General features: G+C 67.4%; 21 protein-coding genes. 11 read left to right on the forward strand and 10 right to left on the reverse strand.

Annotation, left to right across the window (positions count from 1 at the left end):
* The first annotated feature begins 118 nt into the window (after positions 1-118).
* A complete protein-coding gene (locus QE393_RS02850) occupies positions 119-442 on the forward strand; it encodes a hypothetical protein (protein ID WP_273808600.1) in 324 nt (107 codons plus the stop codon).
* A 41-nt stretch (positions 443-483) separates the two neighbouring features.
* Positions 484-1,245 (forward strand): YdcF family protein, encoded by a 762-nt coding sequence (locus QE393_RS02855; protein ID WP_273808601.1) that lies wholly within the window; start codon positions 484-486, stop codon positions 1,243-1,245.
* Positions 1,246-1,252: 7 nt separating this feature from the next.
* On the opposite strand, the gene lnt is transcribed toward QE393_RS02855, so the two are convergent.
* The 6 genes from lnt to QE393_RS02885 all read right to left on the reverse strand — a co-directional run bounded on the left by lnt (position 1,253) and on the right by QE393_RS02885 (position 7,343).
* Positions 1,253-2,800, reverse strand: a complete 1,548-nt coding sequence (lnt, locus tag QE393_RS02860; RefSeq protein WP_273808602.1) for an apolipoprotein N-acyltransferase — start codon at positions 2,798-2,800, stop codon at positions 1,253-1,255.
* A 272-nt stretch (positions 2,801-3,072) separates the two neighbouring features.
* Positions 3,073-3,909, reverse strand: coding sequence for an HlyC/CorC family transporter (locus QE393_RS02865; protein WP_273808604.1), 837 nt, complete (start codon positions 3,907-3,909; stop codon positions 3,073-3,075).
* A 7-nt stretch (positions 3,910-3,916) separates the two neighbouring features.
* Positions 3,917-4,372 carry an rRNA maturation RNase YbeY gene (gene ybeY / locus QE393_RS02870; protein WP_273808605.1) on the reverse strand — a complete coding sequence of 152 codons (456 nt, stop codon included), beginning with the start codon at positions 4,370-4,372 and terminating at the stop codon, positions 3,917-3,919.
* The gene (locus QE393_RS02875) at positions 4,362-5,378 is read right to left on the reverse strand and encodes a PhoH family protein (RefSeq protein ID WP_273808606.1); all 1,017 of its coding nucleotides are present in this window, start codon (positions 5,376-5,378) and stop codon (positions 4,362-4,364) included. The genes ybeY and QE393_RS02875 overlap by 11 nt, the downstream gene beginning before the upstream one ends.
* Before the next feature lie 100 nt (positions 5,379-5,478).
* Positions 5,479-6,852: a tRNA (N6-isopentenyl adenosine(37)-C2)-methylthiotransferase MiaB gene (gene miaB / locus QE393_RS02880; RefSeq protein ID WP_273808868.1), complete on the reverse strand. Its 1,374-nt coding sequence runs from the start codon at positions 6,850-6,852 to the stop codon at positions 5,479-5,481.
* A gap of 86 nt (positions 6,853-6,938) precedes the next feature.
* Positions 6,939-7,343, reverse strand: a complete 405-nt coding sequence (locus tag QE393_RS02885; protein ID WP_273808607.1) for a Rid family hydrolase — start codon at positions 7,341-7,343, stop codon at positions 6,939-6,941.
* Between the two features lie 119 nt (positions 7,344-7,462).
* Between QE393_RS02885 and QE393_RS02890 the strand changes: the two genes are divergently transcribed.
* Both QE393_RS02890 and QE393_RS02895 read left to right on the forward strand, forming a co-directional pair.
* The gene (locus QE393_RS02890) at positions 7,463-8,386 is read left to right on the forward strand and encodes a LysR family transcriptional regulator (RefSeq protein ID WP_273808608.1); all 924 of its coding nucleotides are present in this window, start codon (positions 7,463-7,465) and stop codon (positions 8,384-8,386) included.
* Positions 8,387-8,450: 64 nt separating this feature from the next.
* Complete coding sequence (locus tag QE393_RS02895; protein ID WP_007159644.1) at positions 8,451-8,786, forward strand: DUF1820 family protein; 336 nt, start codon at positions 8,451-8,453, stop codon at positions 8,784-8,786.
* A 214-nt stretch (positions 8,787-9,000) separates the two neighbouring features.
* Here QE393_RS02895 and QE393_RS02900 read toward each other — a convergent pair whose 3' ends face one another.
* The 4 genes from QE393_RS02900 to QE393_RS02915 all read right to left on the reverse strand — a co-directional run bounded on the left by QE393_RS02900 (position 9,001) and on the right by QE393_RS02915 (position 12,489).
* Positions 9,001-9,546, reverse strand: a complete 546-nt coding sequence (locus tag QE393_RS02900; RefSeq protein WP_027597185.1) for a tetratricopeptide repeat protein — start codon at positions 9,544-9,546, stop codon at positions 9,001-9,003.
* A 211-nt stretch (positions 9,547-9,757) separates the two neighbouring features.
* The gene (hemL, locus tag QE393_RS02905) at positions 9,758-11,044 is read right to left on the reverse strand and encodes a glutamate-1-semialdehyde 2,1-aminomutase (protein ID WP_273808610.1); all 1,287 of its coding nucleotides are present in this window, start codon (positions 11,042-11,044) and stop codon (positions 9,758-9,760) included.
* 21 nt (positions 11,045-11,065) lie between these two features.
* A complete protein-coding gene (gene thiE / locus QE393_RS02910) occupies positions 11,066-11,695 on the reverse strand; it encodes a thiamine phosphate synthase (RefSeq protein ID WP_273808612.1) in 630 nt (209 codons plus the stop codon).
* Positions 11,692-12,489: a bifunctional hydroxymethylpyrimidine kinase/phosphomethylpyrimidine kinase gene (locus QE393_RS02915; protein WP_273808613.1), complete on the reverse strand. Its 798-nt coding sequence runs from the start codon at positions 12,487-12,489 to the stop codon at positions 11,692-11,694. The genes thiE and QE393_RS02915 overlap by 4 nt, the downstream gene beginning before the upstream one ends.
* Positions 12,490-12,668: 179 nt before the next feature.
* On the opposite strand from QE393_RS02915, the gene QE393_RS02920 reads away from it, so the two are divergent.
* From QE393_RS02920 to QE393_RS02950, 7 genes are all read left to right on the forward strand, one after another.
* Positions 12,669-14,402 (forward strand): ABC transporter transmembrane domain-containing protein, encoded by a 1,734-nt coding sequence (locus QE393_RS02920; protein WP_310042036.1) that lies wholly within the window; start codon positions 12,669-12,671, stop codon positions 14,400-14,402.
* Positions 14,399-16,144 carry an ABC transporter ATP-binding protein gene (locus QE393_RS02925; RefSeq protein ID WP_273808615.1) on the forward strand — a complete coding sequence of 582 codons (1,746 nt, stop codon included), beginning with the start codon at positions 14,399-14,401 and terminating at the stop codon, positions 16,142-16,144. The genes QE393_RS02920 and QE393_RS02925 overlap by 4 nt, the downstream gene beginning before the upstream one ends.
* Positions 16,145-16,216: 72 nt before the next feature.
* Positions 16,217-17,689 carry an AMP nucleosidase gene (gene amn / locus QE393_RS02930; protein WP_273808616.1) on the forward strand — a complete coding sequence of 491 codons (1,473 nt, stop codon included), beginning with the start codon at positions 16,217-16,219 and terminating at the stop codon, positions 17,687-17,689.
* Positions 17,690-18,162: 473 nt separating this feature from the next.
* Entirely contained in the window at positions 18,163-19,326 is a 1,164-nt protein-coding gene (locus tag QE393_RS02935; protein ID WP_273808617.1) for a type III PLP-dependent enzyme, read from the forward strand.
* A gap of 181 nt (positions 19,327-19,507) precedes the next feature.
* Positions 19,508-21,724 (forward strand): TonB-dependent siderophore receptor, encoded by a 2,217-nt coding sequence (locus QE393_RS02940; RefSeq protein ID WP_273808618.1) that lies wholly within the window; start codon positions 19,508-19,510, stop codon positions 21,722-21,724.
* A 61-nt stretch (positions 21,725-21,785) separates the two neighbouring features.
* On the forward strand, positions 21,786-22,469 hold the full coding sequence (locus QE393_RS02945; protein ID WP_273808620.1) for a Fe2+-dependent dioxygenase: 684 nt from the start codon (positions 21,786-21,788) through the stop codon (positions 22,467-22,469).
* Entirely contained in the window at positions 22,454-24,958 is a 2,505-nt protein-coding gene (locus QE393_RS02950) for a sulfite reductase flavoprotein subunit alpha (RefSeq protein ID WP_273808621.1), read from the forward strand. The genes QE393_RS02945 and QE393_RS02950 overlap by 16 nt, the downstream gene beginning before the upstream one ends.
* Positions 24,959-24,961: the final 3 nt, after the last annotated feature.

Consider the following 24,961-nt stretch of genomic DNA (forward strand, 5'->3'; position numbering starts at 1 on the left):
AGCGCGGGGAAATGTCCCGGTCCGCCGCTTGTTTCGCACTCTGGGGGAGGCAGGGTTGGAAGGGCCGTACTAGGCTGTTCAAACGTCCGTTCACTTATCCGGGAGGATGATCGCCATCATGGGAAAGTTTCGACGCGAGTCCGAAAAGCTGCCCGTCGACGTGCGCCTGCAACGGCGCCTGGCGCTGGCGCTGGATGAGGCGGTTACCCAGGAACGCCTCTATGACAGTGCCAACGGGGAAGTCGAGGTGCAGGGCCTGAGTCCGGCCGAATATGCCCTGGTCAAGCGCTGGCTGGCGCGCCATCAGGCAGCCGATGCCGCCCTGGCCTGTTGTCTGGGCTGTGGCCGGGTCCAGCCGGCAGGTGCCTTCTGTACCCAGTGCCAGGGTCGACAACTGTTGGTCGAGGGTTCTTCTGCCCAGGTTGGCGCTCCCCTACACTAGGCGCCGCCGCGACCCGGAGGTCGCCCCCGACCGGAGGGACCATGGGTCTGCGCTATTTCTTCAAGCAACTGCTGCTGCCACCGGGCGGCCTGCTGCTGCTGCTCCTGCTGGGCTGGTGGTTGCGCCGTCGCTATCCGCGCCTGGGCCTGGCCTGTTTCCTGGGCGGTCTGCTGGGCCTCTGGGCCAGTACCCTGCCGGTCGTGGTGGAGACGGGTGGACGCCTGCTGGAGCGCGATGCCGCGCTGCCCGAGGCGCGCTGGGCGAACCTTGCGCAGCAGGCCGACGCCATCGTGGTGCTGGGTGCCGGTCGCGAAGTGGACGACCCGGGCTGGGCGGGCGATGCCGCCAGCCACCTGGCGGTGGAGCGGCTGCGCTATGCGGCCCGGCTGGCCAAGGCCAGCGGCCTGCCGGTGCTGATCACCGGGGGCTCGCCCCATGACCGCCCGCTGAGCGAGGCGGCACTGATGACCGAGGTGATGGAGCGCGACCTGGGGGTGCCGGTGCGCTGGCAGGAAGGCGCCAGTCGCACCACCTGGGAAAATGCCACCCTGAGTGCGCCGCTGCTGCGCGAGGCGGGAGTGAAGCGGGTGGTGCTGGTGACCCAGGCCTATCACATGGCCCGCGCGCGTTGGTGCTTCGAACGGCAGGGCTTCGCGGTGGTGGCCGCGCCCATGGGCTTCATCGGTATCCCCAATGCCCGGCCCTTCGGTGGCTGGCTGCCGGAAGCCAAGGCGGTCGAGCAGACCGCCCAGTTGCTCAACGAGGCCGCCGGGCTATTGCTCTATCCGCTCGCTTATCGCTAATGCTCGCCTAGCTCTGGGTGACCACCAGCGGCGCCTCTTCCGGACGATCCTGCCGACGCAGCAGCAGGCCCCACAGCAGCACCAGGGCGGAAAAGATCGCCAGCGGCCAGAGGCGGTAGTGCAGATAGGGCGTCAGGCCATCCATGGGCACTACGGTGCCCTGCAGCACGCCGACCTGGAAGGCCGGGATCTGCCGGCTGATGCGACCGAAGGGATCGACCAGGGCGGTGATGCCATCGTTGGTGACCCGCACCAGCCAGCGACCGCTTTCCAGGGCGCGCATCTGCGCCATCTGCAGGTGCTGTTGCGGACCGATGGACTTGCCGAACCAGGTGTCGTTGCTGATGGTGAGCAGCAGCTGACTCTGGGCCGCCATGCTGGCGACGAATTCCGGATAGACCACCTCGTAGCAGATGTAGGGCGCCACGCGATAGCCCTTCACCAGCAGCGGCTCCTGCTGCTCGGGACCGCGGACGAAGTCGGACATGGGCAGATCGAAGAAGCCGATCAGGCCACGCAGGTATTCCTGCAGCGGTACGTATTCGCCGAAGGGCACCAGCTTCTGCTTGTAGTAGGTGCCCGAGCCGTTGCCGACCGCGGTGATGCTGTTGAAGTAACGCGAATCGCCGTCGGCGTCGCGTTCGCGGGCGGGCAGGCCGGTCACCAGGGCGCCGCCATGGGCCGCCACCTGGGCACCTTCGGCAGCCAGGAAGTCACTGACGTATTCGCGCAGCACGGGAATGGCGTTTTCCGGCCAGACCACCAGGTCGGCCTCGGTCTGCTCGGCGGTGCGGTCGCGATAGAGCGCCAGGGTGGCGCGGGCGTGGTCGGGATTCCACTTGAGCTCCTGGGCGATATTGCCCTGGACCCCGGCGACCTTGAGCGGTGCGCCGGCGGGTTGGGTCCAGACCTGGCCCTTGAAGACATCGCCGGCGACCCAGGGCAGGGCCACCAGCACCAGGCTCGCGACCAGGGCGAGCGGTCGCATGATCAGGCGCGGGGCGTTGACCAGCAGCGCCGCGGTAAAGGCCAGCGCGGCCGAGATCAGCCAGACGCCGCCCAGCGGCGCCAGGCCCTGCAGGGGGCCGCTGAGCTGGCTGTAACCCAGCAGCAGCCAGGGAAAGCCGGTCAGCGCCCAGCTGCGGAACAGCTCCAGGGCGAACCAGAGGCCGGCAAAGGTCAGGGCGTCGCCCAGGGGTGCCTGGTTGCGTCTCAGGCACAGTGCCCAGAGCCCGGCGGGCAGGGCGAAGAACAGCGCGATGCCGGCGCAGAAGCCCACGGTGAGAAAGAGCGCCAGGGGCACCGGCGCGGCTCCGTAGGTGTGGATGCTGACGTAGATCCAGCTGGTGCCGGCGAGAAAGGCGCCGAAGCCGTAGCACCAGCCGCGCAGCAGGGCGCGCCAGGCACCGAGCCCCTTGAGGCCCAGGTAGAAGAGACCGGCGGACAGCAGTGCCAGCGGCCAGATGTTGAAGGGGGCCAGCGCCAGGGGCGTGAGGGCACCGGCGAAGAGCGCCAGAAGGTTGCCCTTCCAGCCGGGTTGAGAGATCCAGCGCATCGAAAATCCTTGGTCCGATCGAGGCTGCGCAAGCTTACTCGTCGCCGCGAGGGAGTGCCAAAGGCGTGTGCGGGGGAGCGAGCTGGATCGCAGTTGGAGAGGGGGATGGAGCTTGTCGCGGCGCGAACGTCCCGTAGGTTGGGTCGAGACGGCGCCATCGTCGAAGCCCAACAGTATCGACCTCGAAGCAAGGCCTGTCGGGCTTCGCTGCGCTCAACCCAACCTACGGTGGTCCGTAGGAGGGCGCGCAATGGTTATTGCCTGGGCCGCGGCTAGCGGTTGACCGGGGTCACGCGCAGCAGATGGATGCGGCGGCCATCGGCGTTGAGCACGCGGAAGCGGAAGTCGTCGATCACCGTTTCCTCGTTGCGCTTGGGCAGGTGACCCAGGCGGTTCATCACCAGGCCACCGGCGGTGTCGGCCTCGGCATCGGCGAAACGGGTCTCCAGGGTCTCGTTGAGCGTCTCTATGGGGGTGAGCGCCTTGACCACGAAGTCGCCATTGGGCAACGACTTGATGAAGCTCTCTTCCTCCACGTCGTGCTCGTCCTCGATCTCGCCGACGATCTGCTCCAGCACGTCCTCGATGGTCACCAGGCCGGCGACGCCGCCGTATTCGTCCACCACGATGGCCATGTGGCTGTGGGTCGAGCGAAATTCCCGAAGCAGTACGTTGAGGCGCTTGGACTCGGGTACGAAGGTGGCCGGGCGCAAGGCCGTCTTGAAGTCGAACACCCGCGCAGGGTCCAGCAGCAGCGGCAGCAGGTCCTTGGCCAGCAGCAGGCCGAGCACGTCGTCGGGGCCGTCGCCGATCACCGGATAGCGGGAATGCGCCGCCTCGATCACCGCCGGCAGGAATTCCGCCGGGGTCTGCTGGGCGCGGATGCTGATGATCTGCGAGCGCGGCACCATGATGTCGCGCACCTGCAGGTCGGCCACCGAGATGGCGCCCTCGACGATGGACAGCACTTCGCTGTCGAGCACCTTGTTCTCATGCGCCTCGCGCAGCAGTTCCAGCAGTTCCTGGCGACTCTTGGGTTCATGGGCAAAGGCCTGGACGATGCGTTCCAGCCAGGAACGATGCCCAGTGCCTGATCGATCTTCGTTCATGTGTCTGTCATTCACCGTAGGGATCGGGGTAGCCCAGTTCAGCGAGCAATTGGCGTTCCAGTTCTTCCATCTCCTCGGCTTCGTCATCTTCCAGATGATCGTAGCCGAGCAGGTGCAGGCAGCCGTGGATGACCAGGTGCGCCCAGTGCGCCGCGGCGGGCTTGCCTTGCTCGGCGGCCTCGCGGGCCACCACGGGGGCGCAGATCACCAGATCGCCGAGCAGGGGGATATCGAGGAATTCGTCCGGCACGTCGGCCGGGAAGGACAGCACATTGGTGGCGTAGTCCCTGTGCCGCCAGGTGCGGTTCAGCTCGCGGCCTTCGTCTTCGTCCACCAGGCGGATGGTGAGTTCCGAATCGCCCTGGCGGGTGCGCAGGGCCAGTTCACACCAGCGGCGTAAGTCCGGCTCCTCGGGGAAGTCGGCCGCCTCGCTGGCGACCTGGACGTCCAGTTCAATCGCCATGGCGATCCTCTCCCTGCGCCCGCGGCTTGTCCTGCAGCGCCTCGAAGCGGTCGTAGGCCTCGACGATGCGCTGCACCAGCGGGTGGCGCACCACGTCCTTGGATTCGAAGTGGGTGAAGCCGATGCCCGGTACGTCACGGAGGACCTCGATGACGTGCCTGAGGCCCGACTTGGTACCGCGCGGCAGGTCGACCTGGGTGACGTCGCCGGTGATCACCGCGGTGGAGCCGAAACCGATCCGGGTCAGGAACATCTTCATCTGCTCGAGGGTGGTGTTCTGACTTTCGTCGAGAATGATGAAGCTATTGTTGAGGGTGCGGCCGCGCATGTAGGCCAGCGGCGCGACCTCGATGACCTGGCGCTCGATGAGCTTGGCCACCTGCTCGAAGCCGAGCATCTCGTAGAGGGCGTCGTACAGCGGGCGCAGGTAGGGGTCGATCTTCTGCGCCAGGTCACCGGGCAGGAAACCGAGCTTCTCGCCGGCTTCCACCGCCGGGCGCACCAGCAGGATGCGGCGGATCTGCTCGCGCTCCAGGGCATCCACCGCGCAGGCCACGGCCAGGTAGGTCTTGCCGGTACCGGCCGGGCCTATGCCGAAATTGATGTCGTGGTCGAGGATCGACTTGACGTAGCGCTGCTGGTTGGCGCCGCGCGGGCGGATCATGCCCTTCTTGGTGCGCAGGGCCACGCTGGTGTCGCCACCGCTGCGGTGCTCTTCCTGGAGGGCTTCCAGGCCGGATTCCTGCAGGTAGAGGTGCACCAGTTCCGGGGCCACCGCGGTGCCGCTGGCGGTCTCGCGGTAGAGGCGCTGCAGGAGGTTCTGGGCCGCGCGGGTGCGCTCGGGATCGCCGACCAGTTCGAACTGGTTGCCGCGATTGCGGATCTCGATGCCGAGGCGGCGTTCGAGCTGGCGCAGATTTTCATCGAGCTGGCCGCACAGGTTGGCGAAACGGTCGGCATCGAAGGGTTCGAGGGTGAAGTGCTGGAGCGTCTGGGGGGTATTCAAGGTGTGCTGGGAAACCCTTTGGATTGGCTTTACGAAAACTTGACGTAGCTTGAGAGTAACCTGCGTCGCGCCCTTGGCAAAGGGCGCGTGCGACCATCCATCAGGCCAGCGCGACGGCGACGGGCGGGCGCGCACCGCTGGCGACGGGGGCCAGCAGGGTGCCGCGCAGGGAGTGTGGCAGGGCCTCGTCGATGTGCACCTGGACGAACTGGCCGATCAGGCTGGCATCGCTGCAGCGGAAGTTGACGATGCGGTTGTTCTCGGTGCGGCCCTGCAGCATGCCGGGATCGCGCTTGGAGAAATCGCTGACCAGGATGGTCTGGACGCTGCCGGCCATGCGCCGGCTGATCTCGAAGCCCTGCTGGTGGATGCGCGCCTGCAGGATCTGCAGGCGCTGCTTCTTGAGCTCGTCGGGGGTGTCGTCGACCAGGTCCGCCGCCGGGGTGCCGGGGCGGGCGCTGTAGATGAAGGAGAAGGAGAAGTCGAAACCGACGTCCTCGATCAGCTTCATGGTCTGTTCGAAGTCCTTCTCGGTCTCGCCGGGGAAGCCGACGATGAAGTCCGAGCTGATGCAGATGTCGGGTACCGCCGCCTTGAGCCTGCGAATGCGCGACTTGTATTCCAGCGCCGTGTGGTTGCGCTTCATGGCCGCCAGGATGCGATCCGAACCGGCCTGCACCGGCAGGTGGACGAATTTCACCAGCTCCGGGATCTCGGCGTGGGCCTGGATCAGGGCGTCGGAGAATTCCAGCGGGTGCGAGGTGGTGTAGCGGATGCGATCGATGCCATCCACCGCCGCCACCACATAGAGCAGCTCGGCGAAGTCGGCGATGCGCCCATCGCCGGTGGCGCCACGATAGCCGTTGACGTTCTGGCCCAGCAGGGTCACCTCGCGCACGCCGTGCTCGGCGAGGTGGATGATCTCGGCGAGGACGTCGTCCAGCGGCCGACTGACCTCTTCACCCCGGGTGTAGGGCACCACGCAGAAGGTGCAGTACTTGCTGCAGCCTTCCATGATGGAGACGAAGGCGCTGGGGCCGTCGATGCGCGGCTCGGGCAGACGGTCGAACTTCTCGATCTCGGGGAAGGAGATGTCCACCTGGGGCGCCTTGGTGGCACGCGCGGCGTCGATCATCTCCGGCAGGCGATGCAGGGTCTGGGGGCCGAAGACCACGTCGACATAGGGCGCGCGGTCACGGATGGCGGCACCTTCCTGGCTGGCCACGCAGCCGCCGACGCCGATCACCAAGTCGGGATTCTCCAGCTTGAGTTCGCGCCAGCGACCGAGCTGGGAAAACACCTTTTCCTGCGCCTTCTCGCGGATCGAGCAGGTGTTGAGCAGGATGACATCGGCCTCGGCCGGATTCTGGGTGACTTCCAGCGGCTCCCGTTCGCCGAGCAGGTCGACCATGCGCGACGAATCGTATTCGTTCATCTGGCAGCCATGGGTTTCGATATAGAGCTTCTTGGACATGCGCGGCAGGGAGTCGGTGGCGAGTGGACCGCGCATTATAGTGATGGCCTTCCGCACGGGGAAGAGCCGCCCGGAAGGCGGTCGGCCTAGGCTTGGCCTGAGCCTTCCGGCAGCCGTGCGATGACCTTGATCTCGAAGCGAAAGCCCGCCAGCCAGGTGGCGCCGACCGCGGTCACCGTGGGGTAGGGCGCCGTGCCCCAGTGTTCCAGCAGCACCGGCCAGATGCGTTCGAAGCTGGCCTCGGCATCGACCATGAACAGGGTGACGTCCACCACGTCGGCAAAGGCGGCGCCGGCCGCGGCAAGGACGGCGTCGAGGTTGGCGAAAGCCAGGCGGACCTGATCTTCCAGTTCCGGCTCGGGCGAACCGTCGGCGCGGCTGCCGACCTGTCCCGAGACGAACAGAAAGCCATTGGAGCGGATGGCCGGCGAATAGCGGTGCTGTTCGTAGAGGGCGTGGCGCTGGGCGGGAAAGACGACGTCGCGGGTCATGGCGGGGCTCCGGTGGGGATCGATCGGGCCACCTTAGGCGCCGCTCGTCAGGGGATAAACCCGGCCAGGCGGTCAGCATTGTTTGTACAATCCAAACAGTCCCTGTTTCAGGAGTCGGCATGGATCTGTTCGCCGCGATGCAGACCTTCGTACGGGTGGTGGAAGCCGGCAGCTTTACCCGCGCGGCCGAGACCCTCGGCCACAGCCGCACCCGCGTCACCCAGCAGGTGCAGCAGCTCGAAGCGCACCTGCAGGTGCGCCTGCTCAATCGCACCACCCGGCAGGTGCGGGTCACCGCCGACGGCGCGGCCTATTACGACCGCTGCCTGGGCGTGCTGGCGGCGGTGGACGATGCCGAGACGGGGCTTTCGGTGGCTACCCGCACGCCCCGCGGGCGCCTGCGGGTGGACGTGCCCAGTCCGCTGGCGCGGCTGATCCTGATCCCGGCCCTGCCGGACTTCTTTCGGCGCTATCCGGACATCCAGCTCGAGCTGGGCGTCAGCGATCGCCAGGTGGATCTGATCGGCGACAACGTCGATTGCGTGATCCGCGGCGGGCGCATCCGCGAGCAGTATCTGGTGGCCCGGCCACTGGGGGCGCTACGGCTGGGTTGCTACGCCGCGCCAGTTTACCTTGCCGCCCAGGGCACGCCGGCTCATCCCGCCGAGCTGGCCGAGGCGCCACACCGGGTGGTGCGGTTTCTCTGGGGGGCGGGCAAGGGCTTTCCCTATGCCCTGCAACGTGGTGCCGAGCGGCTGGAGCTGCAGAGCCGGCACAGCCTGGAGGTGGACGACGGCAACGCCTGCCTGGCGGCGGGGCAGGCCGGGCTCGGGGTGGTCTGCCTGCCGCACTATCTGGCGGCGGCGCCCATCGCCCGTGGCGAACTGGTCAGGCTGTTCGCGGACTGGCAGGTGGCGCCCATGCCGCTGTATCTGGCCTTCGCGCCCAACCGGCACGTCAGCGCCAAGTTGCGGGTCTTCATCGACTGGGTGAGCGCGCTGGTCGCCGAGCGCGCCTGGCTGGAAACCCCTGGCGACGGCTGACGGGAGTCGAGGCCGGCATGCTATGCTCGCCGCCCGCTTTTCACTGTCGAAATCCGCCTCCGCCATGAGCTCATCCCCCAGCAAGCCGGCCATCTACAAGGTCATCTTCGTCAACCAGGGCCAGGTCTTCGAGATCTACGCCAAGCAGATCTTCCAGAGCGATCTCTGGGGCTTCCTGGAGATCGAGGAGCTGGTGTTCGGCGAGCGCACCCAGGTGGTGGTGGATCCGAGCGAGGAAAAGCTCAAGGCGCAATTCGAAGGCGTGGTGCGCAGCTTCGTGCCCATGCACTCGATCATCCGCATCGACGAGGTGGAGCGCCTGGGCCAGCCCAAGATCAGCGAAGCCAAGGGCGGCACCAATGTCATGCCGTTCCCGATGCCAATGCCCGACAAGCCCTGAGAACCTGCCCAAAGTCTGCTGCGCGTCGGCCAAACGGCGTTGAAAATGGCCTGGGTCGCCAGCCCCGCCTGGGCGGCCCCGTCGTAATGCTCATTTACTACTTGTAAACCCGAGCGCGGGTCCGATCCGCTTCCTCAGCCCTTTTCGTGGGGCCGCCTAGGCCTTGTTTGTCTCTAGCTCGCGAGACTTTGAACAGGCTCTGCCGGGCTCGCCGTCAGTTCTGCGGCGGCTGGAAGGGATTGAGGTTGCCCGCGGTCTGCATGTCCTGCAGATAGTCGCGGAAGATCTGCCCCAGTACCTGGGTGGCCATCTCCAGCTCGTCCCGGCGCATCTGGGCGCTGACCAGGTCGGCGGTATCCATGGCTTCGTCGTTGCCATTGATGGCGGCCATCTTCAGCACGATGTAGGCCTGGATGTTGTTGGGCGGTACGCCCTCGCCGCGAAAGAACATGTTGCCGAGGCGATTCTGCGCATCGGCATTGCCCTTGAGCGAGGCCTGCTCGAACCACTGGCGCGCCTGGTTGAGATCCTTGGGCGTCTGCTTGCCTTCGTAGTAGAAGTCGCCGAGTTCGTACTGCGCCTGGGAATCGCCGTCGTGGGCGATCTGCTGACAGCGGGCGATCGCCTGCGCCAGGGCTTCGTTGGCCAGATTCAGGTTGCAACGGCTGGTGCTGGGGACGAGCAGCGAATTGCCTCCGGCCAGGGCGACCAGGGGCATCAGAATCAGGGCTGCGCACAGGGTACGACCAGCGCGGTGCATGAAGCGCCTCCACAAGCGAGGCAGGTTCGGAGAACCCGGCCGGCGAAACGCGCCGACATCTCATTATGGGTCAAGCCGACGCACGCTTTCAAAACCTTTACGCGCAACGGCGGAACTTTTTTACCTGTGACGCCGGCCACTCAACTAGGTGTGAGGCCGGCAGGGCAGAGAGGTTCCGCAAGCGGGACGAATGACACCTGTCAGACAGGCCCTAGTCCTTGAAGGTGGCGAAGGCGCGCTCGGCGGCGTCCAGGGTGATGCGCAATTCCTCGTCGCCATGGGCGATGGAAGTGAAGCCGGCCTCGAAGGCACTGGGTGCCAGGTAGACGCCACCGTCCAGCATCAGGTGGAAGAAGCGCTTGAATCTCTCGCTGTCGCTGGCCATGACATCGCTGAAGGTGACGATGTCTTCGGCGCCGCTGAAGTAGAGACCGAACATGCCGCCTGCCTGGGTGGTGACGAAGGGCACGCCGGCGGCATCGGCGCGGTCCTGCAGGCCCTGCAGCATCCGCGTGGTGTAGTCGGTCAGCTCGGCGTGGAAGCCGGGACGGCGGATCAGTTGCAGGGTGGTGAGGCCGGCGGCCATGGCCAGCGGATTCCCCGAGAGGGTGCCGGCCTGGTAGACCGGGCCGAGCGGGGCGATCTTTTCCATGATCTCGCGCTTGCCACCAAAGCAGCCCACCGGCATGCCGCCGCCGACGATCTTGCCGAAGGTGGTTAGGTCCGGACGGATGCCATAGTGCGCCTGGGCACCGCCCAGGGCGACGCGGAAACCGGTCATGACCTCGTCGAAGATCAGCACCACGCCATAGCGGTCGCAGAGGCTGCGCAGCCCTTCCAGGAAGCCTGGCGCGGGCGGTACGCAGTTCATGTTGCCGGCCACCGGCTCGACGATGATGCAGGCGATCTGGTCGCCGACGTTCGCCAGCGTTTCTTCCACTTCGCCCAGGTCGTTGTAGGCCAGGGTCAGGGTGTGCTGGGCGAAGGCCGCCGGCACGCCGGGGGAGCTGGGCACGCCCAGGGTCAGGGCGCCGGAGCCGGCCTTGACCAGCAGGCTGTCGGAGTGGCCGTGGTAGCAGCCCTCGAACTTGATGATGGTGTCGCGCCCGGTGTAGCCACGCGCCAGGCGGATGGCGCTCATGGTGGCCTCGGTGCCGGAGCTGACCATGCGCACCATTTCCATGGACGGCACGATCTCGCAGATGAGGTCGGCCATGGTGGTTTCCAGGGCGGTCGGAGCGCCGTAGGAAAGGCCATGTTCCAGCTGGCGGCGCACGGCGTCGAGCACGTCCGGATGGCTGTGGCCGAGGATCATCGGACCCCAGGAACCGACGTAGTCGACATAGCGCTTGTCATCCTCGTCGACGATGTAGGCGCCCTGCGCGTGCTTGAAGAACAGCGGCGTGCCGCCGACGCTCTTGAAGGCACGGACCGGCGAGTTGACGCCACCGGGGATGTGGCGCTGGGCTTGGTCGAAGAGTTGCGCGGAGCGGGACATAGGGGGTCTCCTTGAGCGGGATCAGGCCGCGAACAGCCGGGCGAAGGCGCGCGCACGGCGCTCCACCTCGCCCGCGCTGGCGGCGGAAAACAGACTGTGGACGACGGCGAGCAGGTCGACGCCGTGGGCGAGCAGGTGCGGGGCGTTGTCCAGGGTGACACCGCCGATGGCGCAGACGGGCCGGTTGAAGCGGCTGCGGGCCTGGTCGAGCAATTCCAGGGGCGCCGGCGGGGCATCCGGCTTGGTGCTGGAGGCGAAGAACCGGCCGAAGGCCAGGTAGCTGACGCCAGCCTGGACTGCAGCCTCGGCCAGTTCCAGGCTGGCGTGGCAGGTGCCGCCGACGATGGCTTCCGTACCCAGTTCGGCACGGGCCGCTGCCAGGGAGCCGTCTTCCTGGCCCAGATGCAGCCCGACGCCCAGCCGACGGGCCAGGGCGAGGTCGTCATTGATGATCAGCTGGGCGCCGTGCTGGCGGCAGAGGTCGGCCAGGGCGGCGGCTTCGTCCTGCCGGCGGCTGGCATCCCCTGACTTGTCGCGGTACTGCACCAGCCGGGCACCGCCCTGCAGTGCGGCCTCGACATAGGGCAGCAGGCGACCCTCGGCGAGCAGGGCACTGTCGGTGATCGCATAGAGGCCGCGCAGCGGGCTCATGAGCAGAAGTCCAGTGGCAGGCGCCGTGGCACGTACTGACCGCGCCCGGGACGCTCGGCGTCCCTCAGGGTACGCCAGGTGTAGTCCAGGGCGCTGCGCACCGCGCTGGGCAGGGCTTCGCCCAGGGCCAGGCGCCCGGCCAGGGTACTCGCCAGGGTGCAGCCGGAGCCGTGGTAGCTGCCGGGCAGGCGCTGGCAGATGTGGGTCTCGCAGCCACCGGCGCGGTCATAGAGGCGGTTGTGCACCTCGTGCTCCTCGCCATGGCCGCCGGTGATAAGGAGGTGGGCGCAGAAGGGCAGCAGGCGCTCGGCGCACTGCTCCGGGGTGCCCTCGGGCAACTCGGCGAGGATGCGCGCCTCGGGCAGGTTGGGAGTGGCGATGGTGGCGCAGGGCAGCAGCCGCTCGCGGATGGCGTAGCCGACCTCGTCCTTGCCCAGGGCGCCGCCACCACCGGCGCGCAGCACCGGATCGCAGACCAGGGGGACGCCGGGCAGGGACTCCATGATCTCCAGCACCGTCTCGACCATCTCCACCGAACCGAGCATGCCCAGCTTGACCGCCGCCACCGGCAGGTCGGCGATGATCGTCCGGGCCTGGGCCAGTACCCACTCGCGATCCAGCACCCGGAAGTCATGCACGTCGACGGTGTCCTGCACGGTCAGGGCAGTGACCGCCGGGGCGGCGTGGCAACCCTGGGCGAGCAGGGCTTCGATGTCGGCCTGCAGGCCGGCGCCGCCACTCGGATCGTGGCCGGACAGGCAGAGGACGACAGGACGTTGGGGTTCGAGGGTCATGGGCGTCAGCCTAGCAAAGGGGAAAGGGGCGCAGCGGCCGGGTGCCGCAGGGAGTGGCACCCTACAACGACCTCGCGCCCTGCGCCACCCGTTGACATGGGACCCGGATCGGGACGAAGGAACTCCGCTGCCGGTTGGGTAGCCGATATACTGCACCTTTGCTCGGGTAAGGCGGTTCTATGGCGTTGTGGCGGTTGTTGCGTGATTTCTTCCTGCGCCAACGGCGTGCCTACGGGACGGCCATCCTCTGCCTGCTGGGCGTCGGTCTGCTCAACCTGACCCTGCCCTGGTGGATCGGCAAGGCCATCGACGCCCTGCGCGCCGGCGAGCTGGATCGGAGCGGCCTGCTGTGGCGCGTCGCCCTGATCGTGGCGGTCGGCTGTGGCCTCTATGTGCTGCGCTATCAATGGCGGGTGCGCCTGTTCGGTACCTCCTACCAGGTCGGCGTGGAGCTGCGCGACGCCTTCTTCGCCAAGCTGGCGCGCCTGGATCCCGGTTTCTTCCAGTCCAGTCGTACCGGTGACCTGCTGGCCCGCGCCACCCAGGACATCGACGCCGTGGAGACCGCGGCCGGCGAAGGGGTGCTGGCCAGTTTCGACGGCCTGCTGACCCTGTTGCTGGTGCTGCTGGCCATGTTCATCGGCATCGACGCGCCCCTGGCCGCCCTGGCGCTGTTGCCCTTTCCCTTCATGGCCTGGGGTTTCTATCGGGTGGCGCGGCGGGTGCAGCAGCGCTTCGGCCTGGCACTGGCCGGCTTTTCCGCCCTCAATGACCGCACCCAGGAAGCCTTGAGCGGCCTGCGCATGCTGCGCCAGCATGCCCTGATCGAAGCCGAGCTGGACGACTTCGACGCCCGCGCCCGCAGCGTCGCCAGGGCCGACTACCAGGTGCAGCGCACCGAGGCGCGCTACGAGCCGATCATCTTCGTCGCCCTGAGTCTGGCCACCCTGCTGACCCTGGTCATGGGCAGCTGGCGCTATCTCGATGGCCACATCACCCTGGGCCAGCTGACCAGCTTCAGCCTCTATCTGGTGCAGCTGATCTGGCCGATGTTCGCCATCGGCTGGTGCTTCAACCTGCTGCAGCGCGGCGAGGCCGGGGCCCGCCGGCTGGAAGAGGTGTTCGCCGTCACCGAGCGCATCCGTGACGAGGGCACCCAGACGCCACCGGACCAGGCCGATCTGTCGGTCTATATTCCGGCCTTCACCTATCCCCAGGCGCGTCAGCCGGCCTTGCAGGACGTGGTCATCGACCTGCCCGCCGGCGATACCCTGGGCATCGTCGGGGCCACCGGCAGCGGCAAGAGCACCCTGCTGCGCCTGCTGTTGCGCCAGTTTCCGCTGGAGCAGGGCAGCATTCGCCTGGGCGGGGTGCCGCTGGAGGAGTATCGCCTGGGCGATCTGCGTGCCCAGTTCGCCTATGTGCCCCAGGATCCCTTCCTGTTCGCCCGCACCCTGGGCGAGAACGTCGCCCTCAGTCGTCCCGATGCGACCGCCGGGGAGATCCGCGAAGCCCTGGACGCCGCCGCCTTCGCCACCGATCTGGCGGCGCTGCCGCAAGGGCTGGATACGCCGGTGGGCGAGCGCGGCCTGACCCTCTCCGGTGGTCAGCGCCAACGGGTGGCCCTGGCGCGGGCGCTGCTCTCGCCCGCGCCCATCCTGCTGCTGGACGACACCCTCTCGGCGGTGGATACCGCCACCGAAGCCCGCCTGCTGAAGACGCTGGCCGGGCTGCAGGGGCGTACCACCCTGATCGTCAGCCACCGTCTCTCCGCCGTGCAGCACGCCGACGAGATCATCGTGCTCGACCAGGGCAGCCTGGTGGAGCGGGGTCGCCATGGCGAGCTGCTCGCCGCCGGGGGGCTCTATGCCCGACTGTGGAATCTGCAGCAGGCGGAGGAGGCCAGCCAATGACCAGGACCCGCGTGCTTTCCCTGCTGCTCAAGCCGGTACTGGCCAATCCGCGCAAGCTGGCCGGCACCCTGGCGATCCTGGTCGTGGCCACGCTGTTCGACGTGCTGGGGCCCTGGCTGACCAAGCACTACCTCGACAACTACCTGGTGCCCCACGACCTGCGCCTCTGGCCGCTGGTGGGCCTGGTCGCCGCCTATGTGGTCTCCCAGGGGCTGGCCGCCTACGGCCGCTACCTGCAATCGCTACGCTTCGCCGAGATCGCCATGGACGTGGTGCTGCTGCAGCGGCGCCGGCTGTTCCGCCACGTGCTGAGCCTGCCGCAGAGCTTCCACGACCGCACCGCCACCGGCGAACTGGTGGCACGGGTCACCAACGACACCGACGCCCTGCGTGAACTCTATGTGGCCTTTCTCGGCAACATGGTCGGCAACATCGTGCTGCTGATCGGCATCCTGGTGGCCATGGCCCTGCTCGACGTACGCCTGATGGCCATCGCCGTGCTGCTGATCCCGGCCGCGGTGCTGATCGTCTGGGCCTACCAGCGATACAGCGGGGCGGCGGCCATGGAGGTGCGCATGCTGCGCGCCGAGCAGAGCGCCCGGCTGGGCGAGGCCATCGGCGGCATGGGGCTACTGCAGGCCTTCAACCAGACCGAGCGCTTCCGCCAGGATTTCCAGCGGCTCAACCAGGCCCAGTACGGCGCCCGCATGCGCACCATCCGCGTCTCCGGGCTGCTGCTGCGCTCGGCGCTGGACCTGGTCAGCGTGGCGGTGCTGGCGGTGCTGCTGCTGGTCTACGGGATGGGCCATCTGCAGGGCGGCGCCGAGATCGGTGTGCTCTATGCCTTCGTCACCTACCTGGGGCGGGTGACCGAGCCGCTGATGGACATCACCCAGAGATTCAACCTGTTCCAGCAGGCCACGGTGGCCGGCACCCGGCTGCTGCACCTGCTCGAAGAGAAGCCGGCATTGAGCGGCGAAGATGACCGCCCCATCGCGACCGCGCACTTCCATCTGGAGGCCGTGCGCTTCCGTCATGCCGGTGCGGGCCACGACACCCTGCACGGCATCGACCTGGACATCGTTCCAGGCACCTTTCTCGGTATCGTCGGCCCTACCGGCAGCGGCAAGTCGACGCTGCTCGACCTGCTCGCCGGACTGCAACCGGTCACCGGTGGCCACCTCTGCCTGGACGGTCGCGAACTGGGCAGCCTGACCCCCGAGGTGCTGGGCGCCGCCCTGGCCAGCGTGCCCCAGGAGCCCTTCATCCGTTCTACCAGTCTGAGGGACAACCTGCTGCTCGGCAGCCAGGTGTCGGATGAGCGTCTGCGCGAGGCCCTGGCCGCCGCCCATATGGACGACCTGGTGGCGCGGTTGCCGGAAGGCCTGGATACCCTGCTGGGCGAGCGTGGCTTCACCCTCTCCACCGGCGAGCGGCAGCTGCTGGCGCTGGCCCGGGCGCTGCTGCGCGACCCCAAGGTGCTCTTGCTCGACGAGGCCACGGCCAGCATCGACAGCGCCACCGAGGCGCGGTTGCAGGGCGCGCTGGACGAGTTGCGTGGCCAGGTCACCCTGATCGTGGTGGCGCACCGGTTGTCCACCATCCGCCATGCCGATCGCATCCTGGTGCTGCGTGATGGCCGCAAGGTGGAGGAGGGCAGTCACGAGGCCTTGCTGCAACGGCCCGACGGCCACTATCGCCGGCTGTGGGAGCAGCATGCCCAGGGTGACAAACCCCTATGAGCCGTCACAGCCGTTGTCACCCAGGGGTGTTAGGGTGTCAGCTATAGCCAGCGCCCCAACAAGGAAACCTGCATGACCTCCGTATCCGAGGATTTCACCGTCGTCGCCACCGCCAGCGAGGCGGTCGACCGGCTCGCGGCGTTGCACCAGGAGGCCACCCAGGCCCTGGATGCGGCGCTCAAGCGCTATCTCAAGGATCGCGTCGAACCCAGCGCCGCCGAGCGCGAGCTGTTCCGCTACCCCGAGATCCGCATCCGCTATCGCGCCCCCGGCGTGCCGCCGGCCACCACCCGCGCCTACGCCAAGATCCAGCTGCCCGGCACCTATGTGGCCACCGTGACCCATCCGGCGGCCTTTCGCGGCTATCTGCTGGAGCAGCTCGAGCCGCTGATGCGCGACTACGACCTCCAGGTCGAGATCGGTCGCAGTCGCCAGGACATCCCCTACCCCTATGTGGTGGAGCAGGGCGACGAACTGGCCGGCAGCGGCGTGACCGCCGCCGAGCTGGCGCGGGTCTTCCCCAGTACCGATCTCTCCGCCGCCCACGACGACATCGCCGACGGCCATTACGACTGGGAGCGCATCGATCCGCTGCCGCTGGCCTTGTTCGATGCCGCCCGCACCGACTTCTCGCTGAGACGCATCGTCCACTACACCGGCAGCGACTGGCGCCACGTGCAGCCCTGGATCCTGCTGACCAACTACCATCGCTACGTCGACCAGTTCATCCAGCACGGCCTGGAGCAACTGCGCAGCGATCCGCGCTTCGAGCGCCTGGTGCTGCCGGGCAACGTCATCATCGAACGCGACATGGACCCCACCGAGGCCCAGGCGGTCATCGCCGCCATCGCCTGGCACCGCTTCCAGATGCCGGCCTACCACCTGATCGCCGGTGACGGCCATGGCGTCACCCTGGTCAACATCGGCGTCGGCCCGTCCAACGCCAAGAACATCACCGACCACCTGGCGGTGCTGCGTCCGCACTGCTGGCTGATGATCGGCCACTGTGGCGGCCTGCGGCAGTCGCAGACCATCGGCGACTACGTGCTGGCCCACGCCTACATGAGACGCGACGGCATCCTCGACCGCGTGGTGCCGCCGCACATTCCCATCCCGGCGCTGGCCGAGGTGCAGGTGGCGTTGCAGGAAGCCGCCGCCAGCGTCACCGGCGAACGAGGGGAAGCGCTCAAGCGTCGCCTGCGTACCGGTACCGTGCTGACCTACGACGACCGCAATTGGGAGTTGCGCTGGGCCCAGGAACGCCCGCTGATCAACCTGGCGCGCGCCGTGGCGGTGGACATGGAGAGCGGCACCATCGCCGCCCAGGGCTATCGCCTGCGGGTGCCCTACGGCACCCTGCTGTGCGTGTCCGACAAGCCCCTGCACAGCGAGATCAAGCTGCCGGGTTCGGCCAACGCCTTCTATGCCCGCGCCGTCAGCCAGCACCTGGCCATCGGCATCGCCGCCCTGGACCAGCTGCGCACCCAGCTCGACTCCCTGCACTCGCGCAAGCTGCGCAGCTTCGACGAACCGCCGTTCCGGTAAGGCGCTGGGGTTGGGCGTGTTGGGCTTCGCTGTGCTCAACCCAACCTACGGGTGGGACTCCGGTAGGTTGGGTTGAGACGGCTCCATCGTCGAAGCCCAACATGGCCAACCCAAGCGTTGTCCGCCCGCTCGGAAACCCCCTGTCATCGCCCCCCAGGAACATCTCGGCGCCCGCTCCGGTCGGTTGCAGGAGAGGGGGGAGTCCGCACGCGTCACCGTTCGGTAAAGATCATGGATTTAACATTGATCTTCAGGGCGTCTGGCCCTAAAGTTCGCGCCCGAACGTCCATGCTGGAAACGATCCATCCGGCTCAAGTACCGACGACGAGACAGCGAGGTCAACGGCAGTACGCGTTGACCTTTTTGCTTTCGGCGATGTGCCTTGGGAAGTAGGCGAACCAAAGTGGGGAAACGGATTAGGCGTTCAGAACACCCCCTCCTTCAATTTGTTCTGCCCATCGGGAGTCCGACGCATGTCCATCAAGGTCGAAGATTACTATTCTCGCGAAACCTTCCAGAAGATGAAGGCCTTCGCCGACCAGCAGGAAACCCCCTTCGTCGTCATCGACACCGCCACCATCGGCCGGGCCTATGACGATCTCGTTGGCAACTTCCCGTTCGCCAAGATCTACTACGCGGTCAAGGCCAACCCGGCCATCGAGATCACCGAGTTGCTGCGCGACAAGGGCTCGAACTTCGACATCGCCTCCATCTACGAGCTGGACAAGGTAATGTCCACCGGGGTCGAGCCGGAGCGCATCAGCTACGGCAACACCATCAAGAAATCCAAGGACATCCGCTACTTCTACGAGAAGGGCGTGCGCATGTTCGCCACCGACTCCGAGGCCGACCTGCGCAACATCGCCAAGGCCGCCCCGGGCTCGCGCATCTATGTGCGGATCCTCACCGAAGGCTCCAATTCGGCCGACTGGCCGCTGTCGCGCAAGTTCGGCTGCCAGCCCGACATGGCCCTGGACCTGCTGATCCTGGCCCGCCAGCTGGGCCTGGAGCCCTATGGCATCTCCTTCCACGTCGGCAGCCAGCAGCGCGACATCGACGTCTGGGACGCCGCCATCGCCAAGGTCAAGGTGATCTTCGAGCGCCTCAAGGAAGAAGACGGCATCACCCTGAAGATGATCAACATGGGCGGTGGCTTCCCGGCCAACTACATCCATCGCACCAACAGCCTGGAGACCTATGCCGAGGAAATCATCCGCTTCCTCAAGGAAGACTTCGGCGACGAGCTGCCGGAAATCATCCTGGAGCCGGGCCGTTCGCTGATCTCCAACGCCGGCATCCTGGTCAGCGAAGTAGTGCTGGTGGCGCGCAAGTCGCGTACCGCCGTGGAGCGCTGGGTCTACACCGACGTGGGCAAGTTCTCCGGCCTGATCGAAACCATGGACGAATCCATCAAGTTCCCGATCTGGACCGAGAAGAAGGGCGAGATGGAAGAAGTCGTCATCGCCGGTCCGACCTGTGACAGCGCCGACATCATGTACGAGCACTACAAGTACGGCCTGCCGCTGAACCTGGCCAGCGGTGACCGCCTGTACTGGCTGTCCACCGGTGCCTACACCACCAGCTACAGCGCGGTGGAATTCAACGGCTTCCCGCCGCTGAAGGCCTTCTACCTCTAAGGGCTTTCCGCGTCGATCGAGCCCGCGCCCCGTCAGGGACGCGGGCTTTTTCATGCCTGCGAAAAAGCGCTGTGTCAGGCGGTTTTCCGAATTGTTAAGAATAATTTACATTCGCTATGGATTTGATAATCGTTTGCAAATAGAATCGCGCCGCATTCACATAAGGAGGCGGCTCGCCATCATGTCCAAGGAAATGTCCTCGCTGTCCCAGCGCCGTTTGCTGGTTTCTACCTTCAGTGTCGCCGTCGCCTCGCTGTCCCTCGGGGCGCAGGCCCAGGACGCCAAGGAGCCGGTGACCCGACTGGAAAGTCTGACCATCGAAGGTCAGGCGCAGCAGGAAGGCTTCAAGGCCGAGCAGTCCGCCTCGCGAAAGTACACCGCACCCCTGCTGGACACCCCGCAGACCGTGACGGTGGTGCCGGCGCAGGTCATCCAGGATCAGCAGGCCCTGAGCCTTAGATCGGTGCTGTCCAACGTGTCCGGCATCACCTTCAACGCCGGCGAGGGTGGTGGCGGCTCCGGCGACAGCATCAACATCCGCGGCTTCAGCGCCAACTCGAACATCCAGATCGATGGCCTGCGCGACAGCACCCAGACCAACCGCACCGACACCTTCAACCTGGAATCGGTCGAGGTCATCAAGGGCCCCAACTCGGTGTTCGGTGGCGCCGGTACCACCGGTGGCTCCATCAACCTGATCAGCAAGAAGCCGCAGGAGCGTCAGTTCACCCGCATCGGCGCGGGCCTCGGCACCGACAGCTATCGCCGCCTGACCCTGGACACCAACCAGCCGCTGCAGGGCGTGGGTGAGGGCAGCGCCTTCCGCCTGAACCTGATGGCTCACGAGAACGACGTGCCCGGCCGCGACCAGATCGATCGCGAGCGCTGGGGCATCGCGCCGTCGCTGGCCCTGGGCCTGTCGGACGATACCCGCCTGACCCTGAGCTACTTCCACCAGACCGACAACAACCAGCCCGACTACGGGGTGCCGGCGCTCAACGGCAAGCGCCTGGGCGGGGTGGATCGCGATGCCTATTTCGGCTTCAAGAACATCGACAAGGAAGACATCAACAACAATGTCTTCACCGTGGAGCTGGAGCATCGCTTCAACGACAACCTGAGTCTGCAGAACCTGACCCGCTACAGCCGCATCGAGCGCGACGTGGTGATCTCGGCGTCCCACGTCAACCTGGGCGGCGTCGCCGCGGGCCGCTATCGCCCGGCCGGTCCCCAGGGCTACGGCCGCGACGTGACCTCGGAGATGTGGATCAACCAGACCAACCTGACCGGCAACTTCGACACCTTCGGCCTGGGGCATTCCTTCGTGCTGGGCGCCGAGTTCTCCCGCGAGGACTACGACCGCGACACCTACAGCTATGGCCTGACCTTCCCCGCCGCCGGCTACTCCCTGGCCGCGCCGCCGGAGCGCTATGACGGCGCGACCGACAAGCAGACCTCGGCCATCGCCAACAACGTGCTGACCGACAAGGCGCTCTATGCCTTCGACACCATCGCCCTCAACGACTACTGGGATGTGAACCTCGGGCTGCGCTACGACTGGTTCGACGGCGACAGCGACACCACGCCGGTCGCCAACGGCGTGCGCGGCAGCAAGACCCGGCTGAGTTCCGATGACGCCAAGCTGAGCGGGCGCGCCGGCCTGGTGTTCAAGCCGGCCCCGAACGGCCGGGTCTATGTGGCCTATGGCACCTCCTTCAATCCCTCGGCGGAAAGCCTGACCTCCACCGGCGGCGGGCTGAGCGCGGCCAACCAGGATCTGGGTCCGGAAAAGAACAAGACCTGGGAGCTGGGCACCAAGTGGGAATTCCTCGACAAGCGCCTGGAGCTGGACGGCGCCCTGTTCCGCGTCGAGAAGAGCAATGCCCGGGAAACCCTGGCCGACGGCAGCACCGCCCTGGCCGGCAAGCAGCGCGTGCAGGGCATCGAGCTGGGCGCCACCGGGCGGATCACCCCGCAGTGGAACGTCTACGCCAACTTCACCTTCCTCGACAGCGAGACGCTCAAGGCCGCCGACACCCTGGACGGGCGCAATCGCGAAGGCCAGGCGCTGGCCAACACCCCGCCGCGTTCGCTCAATCTCTGGACCACCTATGAGCTGCCGGCCGGTTGGCGGGTGGGCTATGGCGCCCGCTATGTCAGCGAGCGCAATGTCACCTCCAGCAACGACGGCGCCAAGCTCGACGACTACTGGCTGCACAACGCCATGGTCGGCTATCGCGTCAATCGCAACGTCGACTTGCAGCTCAACGTCAACAATGTCTTTGACAAGGACTACGTGGAGCGGGTGCGCTCGCAACTGGGCGTGAGCACGAGGTCGTCGGCCATCGAATACGGCGATGCCCGTTCCGCCATCCTGACCGCGACCTACAGCTTCTGAGGTCGCCTGCAGCAACCGAAGCCCTGCCTGCGCAGGGCTTTCGGCGTTAGAGGGAATCACCATGATGATCAGCGTTCCGGGCGTGCTGACGCCCGAGCAGGTAAGGGCGTGCCGCCAGCGACTGGAGGCGGCGGCCTGGGCCGATGGCCGGCACACGGCCGGCTTCCAGTCGGCCATGGCCAAGGACAATCTGCAGCTGCCGGCGGACGAGCCGGCGGCGCGCGCAGTGGGCGAGCTGATCCAGCAGGCGCTGCCGCGGCATCCGCTGTTCGTTGCCGCCGCGCTGCCGGCGCGAGTCTTTCCGCCACTGTTCAATCTCTACCAGGGCGGCCAGTCCTTCGGCCTGCACGTGGACAACGCCCTGCGCCCCTTGCCGGATGGCGGCGGCTACCTGCGCACCGACCTGTCGGCCACGCTGTTCCTGTGCGAACCGGACGAATACGAGGGGGGCGAGCTGGTGGTCGAGGACACCTATGGTGCCCACAGCGTCAAGCTGGCGGCCGGCGACCTGATCCTCTATCCGGCCAGCAGCCTGCACCGGGTGCTGCCGGTCACCCGAGGCGCGCGGCTGTGTTCCTTCTTCTGGATCCAGAGCCTGGTGCGCGATGCCGGTCAGCGCAGTCAGCTGTTCGAACTCGACCAGGGCATCCAGCGGGCGGCCGCCGAGCTGGGGCAGGGGCATGAGGCCTGCCTGCAGCTGACCGGCGTCTATCACAATCTCCTGCGCCAATGGGCTCAGCCCTGATCCGCAGGGGCCTCTTCCAGCTGCACAGCCTGCTCGGCCTGGCCGCGGGTCTGGTGCTGGTGGTGCTGGGCGTGACGGGGGCGCTCTACAGCTTCCAGCTGGAATTGCTGGAGCTGCTCAATCCGCCGCTCACCACCGCGACGCCGGACCGGCGTCCGCTGACGCTGCCGGAGGTGCGGCAGCGTCTTGTTCCTCCAGGCCGGGAGCTGAGCTTCGTCTCCAGCATGGCGGGGGAGGGCTACGGCCTGCTCGGCCTGGCACCGGCGAATGGTCAGGGCCGGGGCGAGGTGCAGCTGTTCGATCGCTATACCGGCGAGGTGCTGAGCGCGCCCCGTGGCCAGGCGTTCTTTCGCCTGATCCTGGACCTGCACCGCTCCCTGGCCCTGGGACCGGTGGGCAAGGCCCTGACCGGTGCCGCCACCCTGATCCTGCTGGTGCTCTGCCTGTCCGGCCTCTACCTGCGCTGGCCGCGTCAGGTCCGGCGCTGGCGCACCTGGCTGACCCTGGACTGGGGCCGCCGGGGGCGCAGCTTCCATTGGGACCTGCACGCCGTGGTCGGCACCTGGTGCCTGCTGCTCTATCTGCTGGCGGCACTGACCGGCCTCTACTGGTCCTATGACGGGTACCGCGAGGCCAGCGAGCGCCTGCTGGGCGCCGCGCCGGAGCCCCAGACCACGGGGGTGGTGGCGCGCCGGGACGTGGACCTGGACGCGCTCTGGCGGAGCTTTCGGCAAGAGACCGGTGGACGCGTCGAGGGCTACGGCCTGCTGCTGCCCAATCCGGCGCGCAAGGTCAGCCATCCCACCCTCTGGTACCTGCCCGACGATGCCGACCATATCCGCGCCCTCAATCGCATCGTCTTCGACGGCGCAGGGCGGGTGCTCGATCATCGCCGCTATCGCGAGCAGCCGCTGGGCGCCCGGTTGCTGCTCAGCGTCTATGCCCTGCATTCGGGGGAGTACTTCGGCCTGGCTGGGCGGGTGGCACTGCTGCTCGCCAGCCTGGCCATGCCGCTGTTCATGGTGACCGGGCTCTGGCTCTATCTGGATCGCCGGCGCAAACGCCGGCAGGCACGCCAGGCGCAAGGCGGGCTGACACCGGCCGCGGCGGGCGCCGCCGACTGGCTGATCGGCTACGCCAGCCAGAGTGGCCAGGGCGAGGCGCTGGCCTGGCAGGCCGCCAGCCAGTTGCAGGCGGCGGGACTGAGCGCCGAGGTGGTCGCGCTCGGGCGGCTCTCGGTCGAGCGTCTGCAGCGGGCTACCCGGGCGCTGTTCGTCGTCGCCACCCACGGCGACGGCGAGGCGCCGGATGCGGCGCGCGGCTTCGAGCGGCGGATGCTGACCCAGGCGGCGACGCTACCAAGCCTGAGCTATGGGCTGCTGGCCCTGGGCGACCGGCGCTATCCGGCCTACTGCGCCTTCGCCCGACGGCTGGATGCCTGGCTAGGTGGGCAGGGCGCCCGGCCGCTGTTCGCCCCGGTGGAGGTGGACAATGGTGACGCTCAGGCACTTGCGGTCTGGCAGGCTCAGCTCCAGGCCCTGGGCGCGGTGGCCGGCGCGCCCGCGGTCGAGCGGCCGCTGCAGGCCTGGCCGCTGGTAGCGGTGCAGCCGCTCAATGCCGGCAACCCCGGTGGCGCGGTCTTCGAGCTGCAGCTGTCGCCACCGCCCGGGAGCAACTGGGCACCTGGCGATATCCTCGAGATCGCCCCCCGCCAGGGCGCCGAACGCGTGGCGGCCTGGCTGTCGTCCCTGGGGCTGCCCGCGAACAGCGTGGTGACGCGCGACGGCATCACCCAGGCCCTGGCCGTGGCCCTGGAAACCCGTCTGCTGCCGGAAGACCAGACCGCGCTGCCTGGCCTGGACGCCCAGACACTGCTCGACGCCCTGGTGCCGCTCGCCGTGCGCCAGTACTCCATCGCCTCGCTGCCCGACGAAGGCGTGCTGCGATTGCTGGTGCGTCAGGAGCGCAAGGCGGATGGCCGCCTGGGTATCGCCTCCGGCTGGCTGACCACGGGGCTACGACCCGGTGACCAGGTGCAGGCGCGGCTACGTGCCCATCCCGGCTTCCGGCCGCCGCTGGACGAGCGCCCGCTGATCCTGATCGCCGCCGGTACCGGGCTGGCCGGGGTGCGCCCGCTGCTGGCGGCGCGTATCGCCGCCGGGCACCGGCGCAACTGGCTGCTGTTCGGCGAACGCACGGCGGCGCATGACGATTTCTACGGGGCTGAGCTGGATGCCTGGCAGGCGCGGGGCGAGCTGGCCCGGCTGGACCGGGTGTTCTCGCGGGACGGCGACGGCTATGTGCAGGACCGCCTGCGGGCGCAGCGCGAGTTGCTGCTGGACTGGCTGGCGGCGGATGCCGTGATCATGGTCTGTGGCAGTCTGCCGGGCCTGGGGCGCGGCGTCCAGGCCACCCTGCAGGCGCTACTTGGCGAGGCCGAGGTCCAGCGGCTGATCGACGAGGATCGCTACCGCCGCGATCTCTATTAGACC

Source organism: Pseudomonas sp. SORGH_AS_0211 (genome assembly GCF_031453455.1).
Classification (GTDB): domain Bacteria; phylum Pseudomonadota; class Gammaproteobacteria; order Pseudomonadales; family Pseudomonadaceae; genus Chryseomonas; species Chryseomonas aestiva.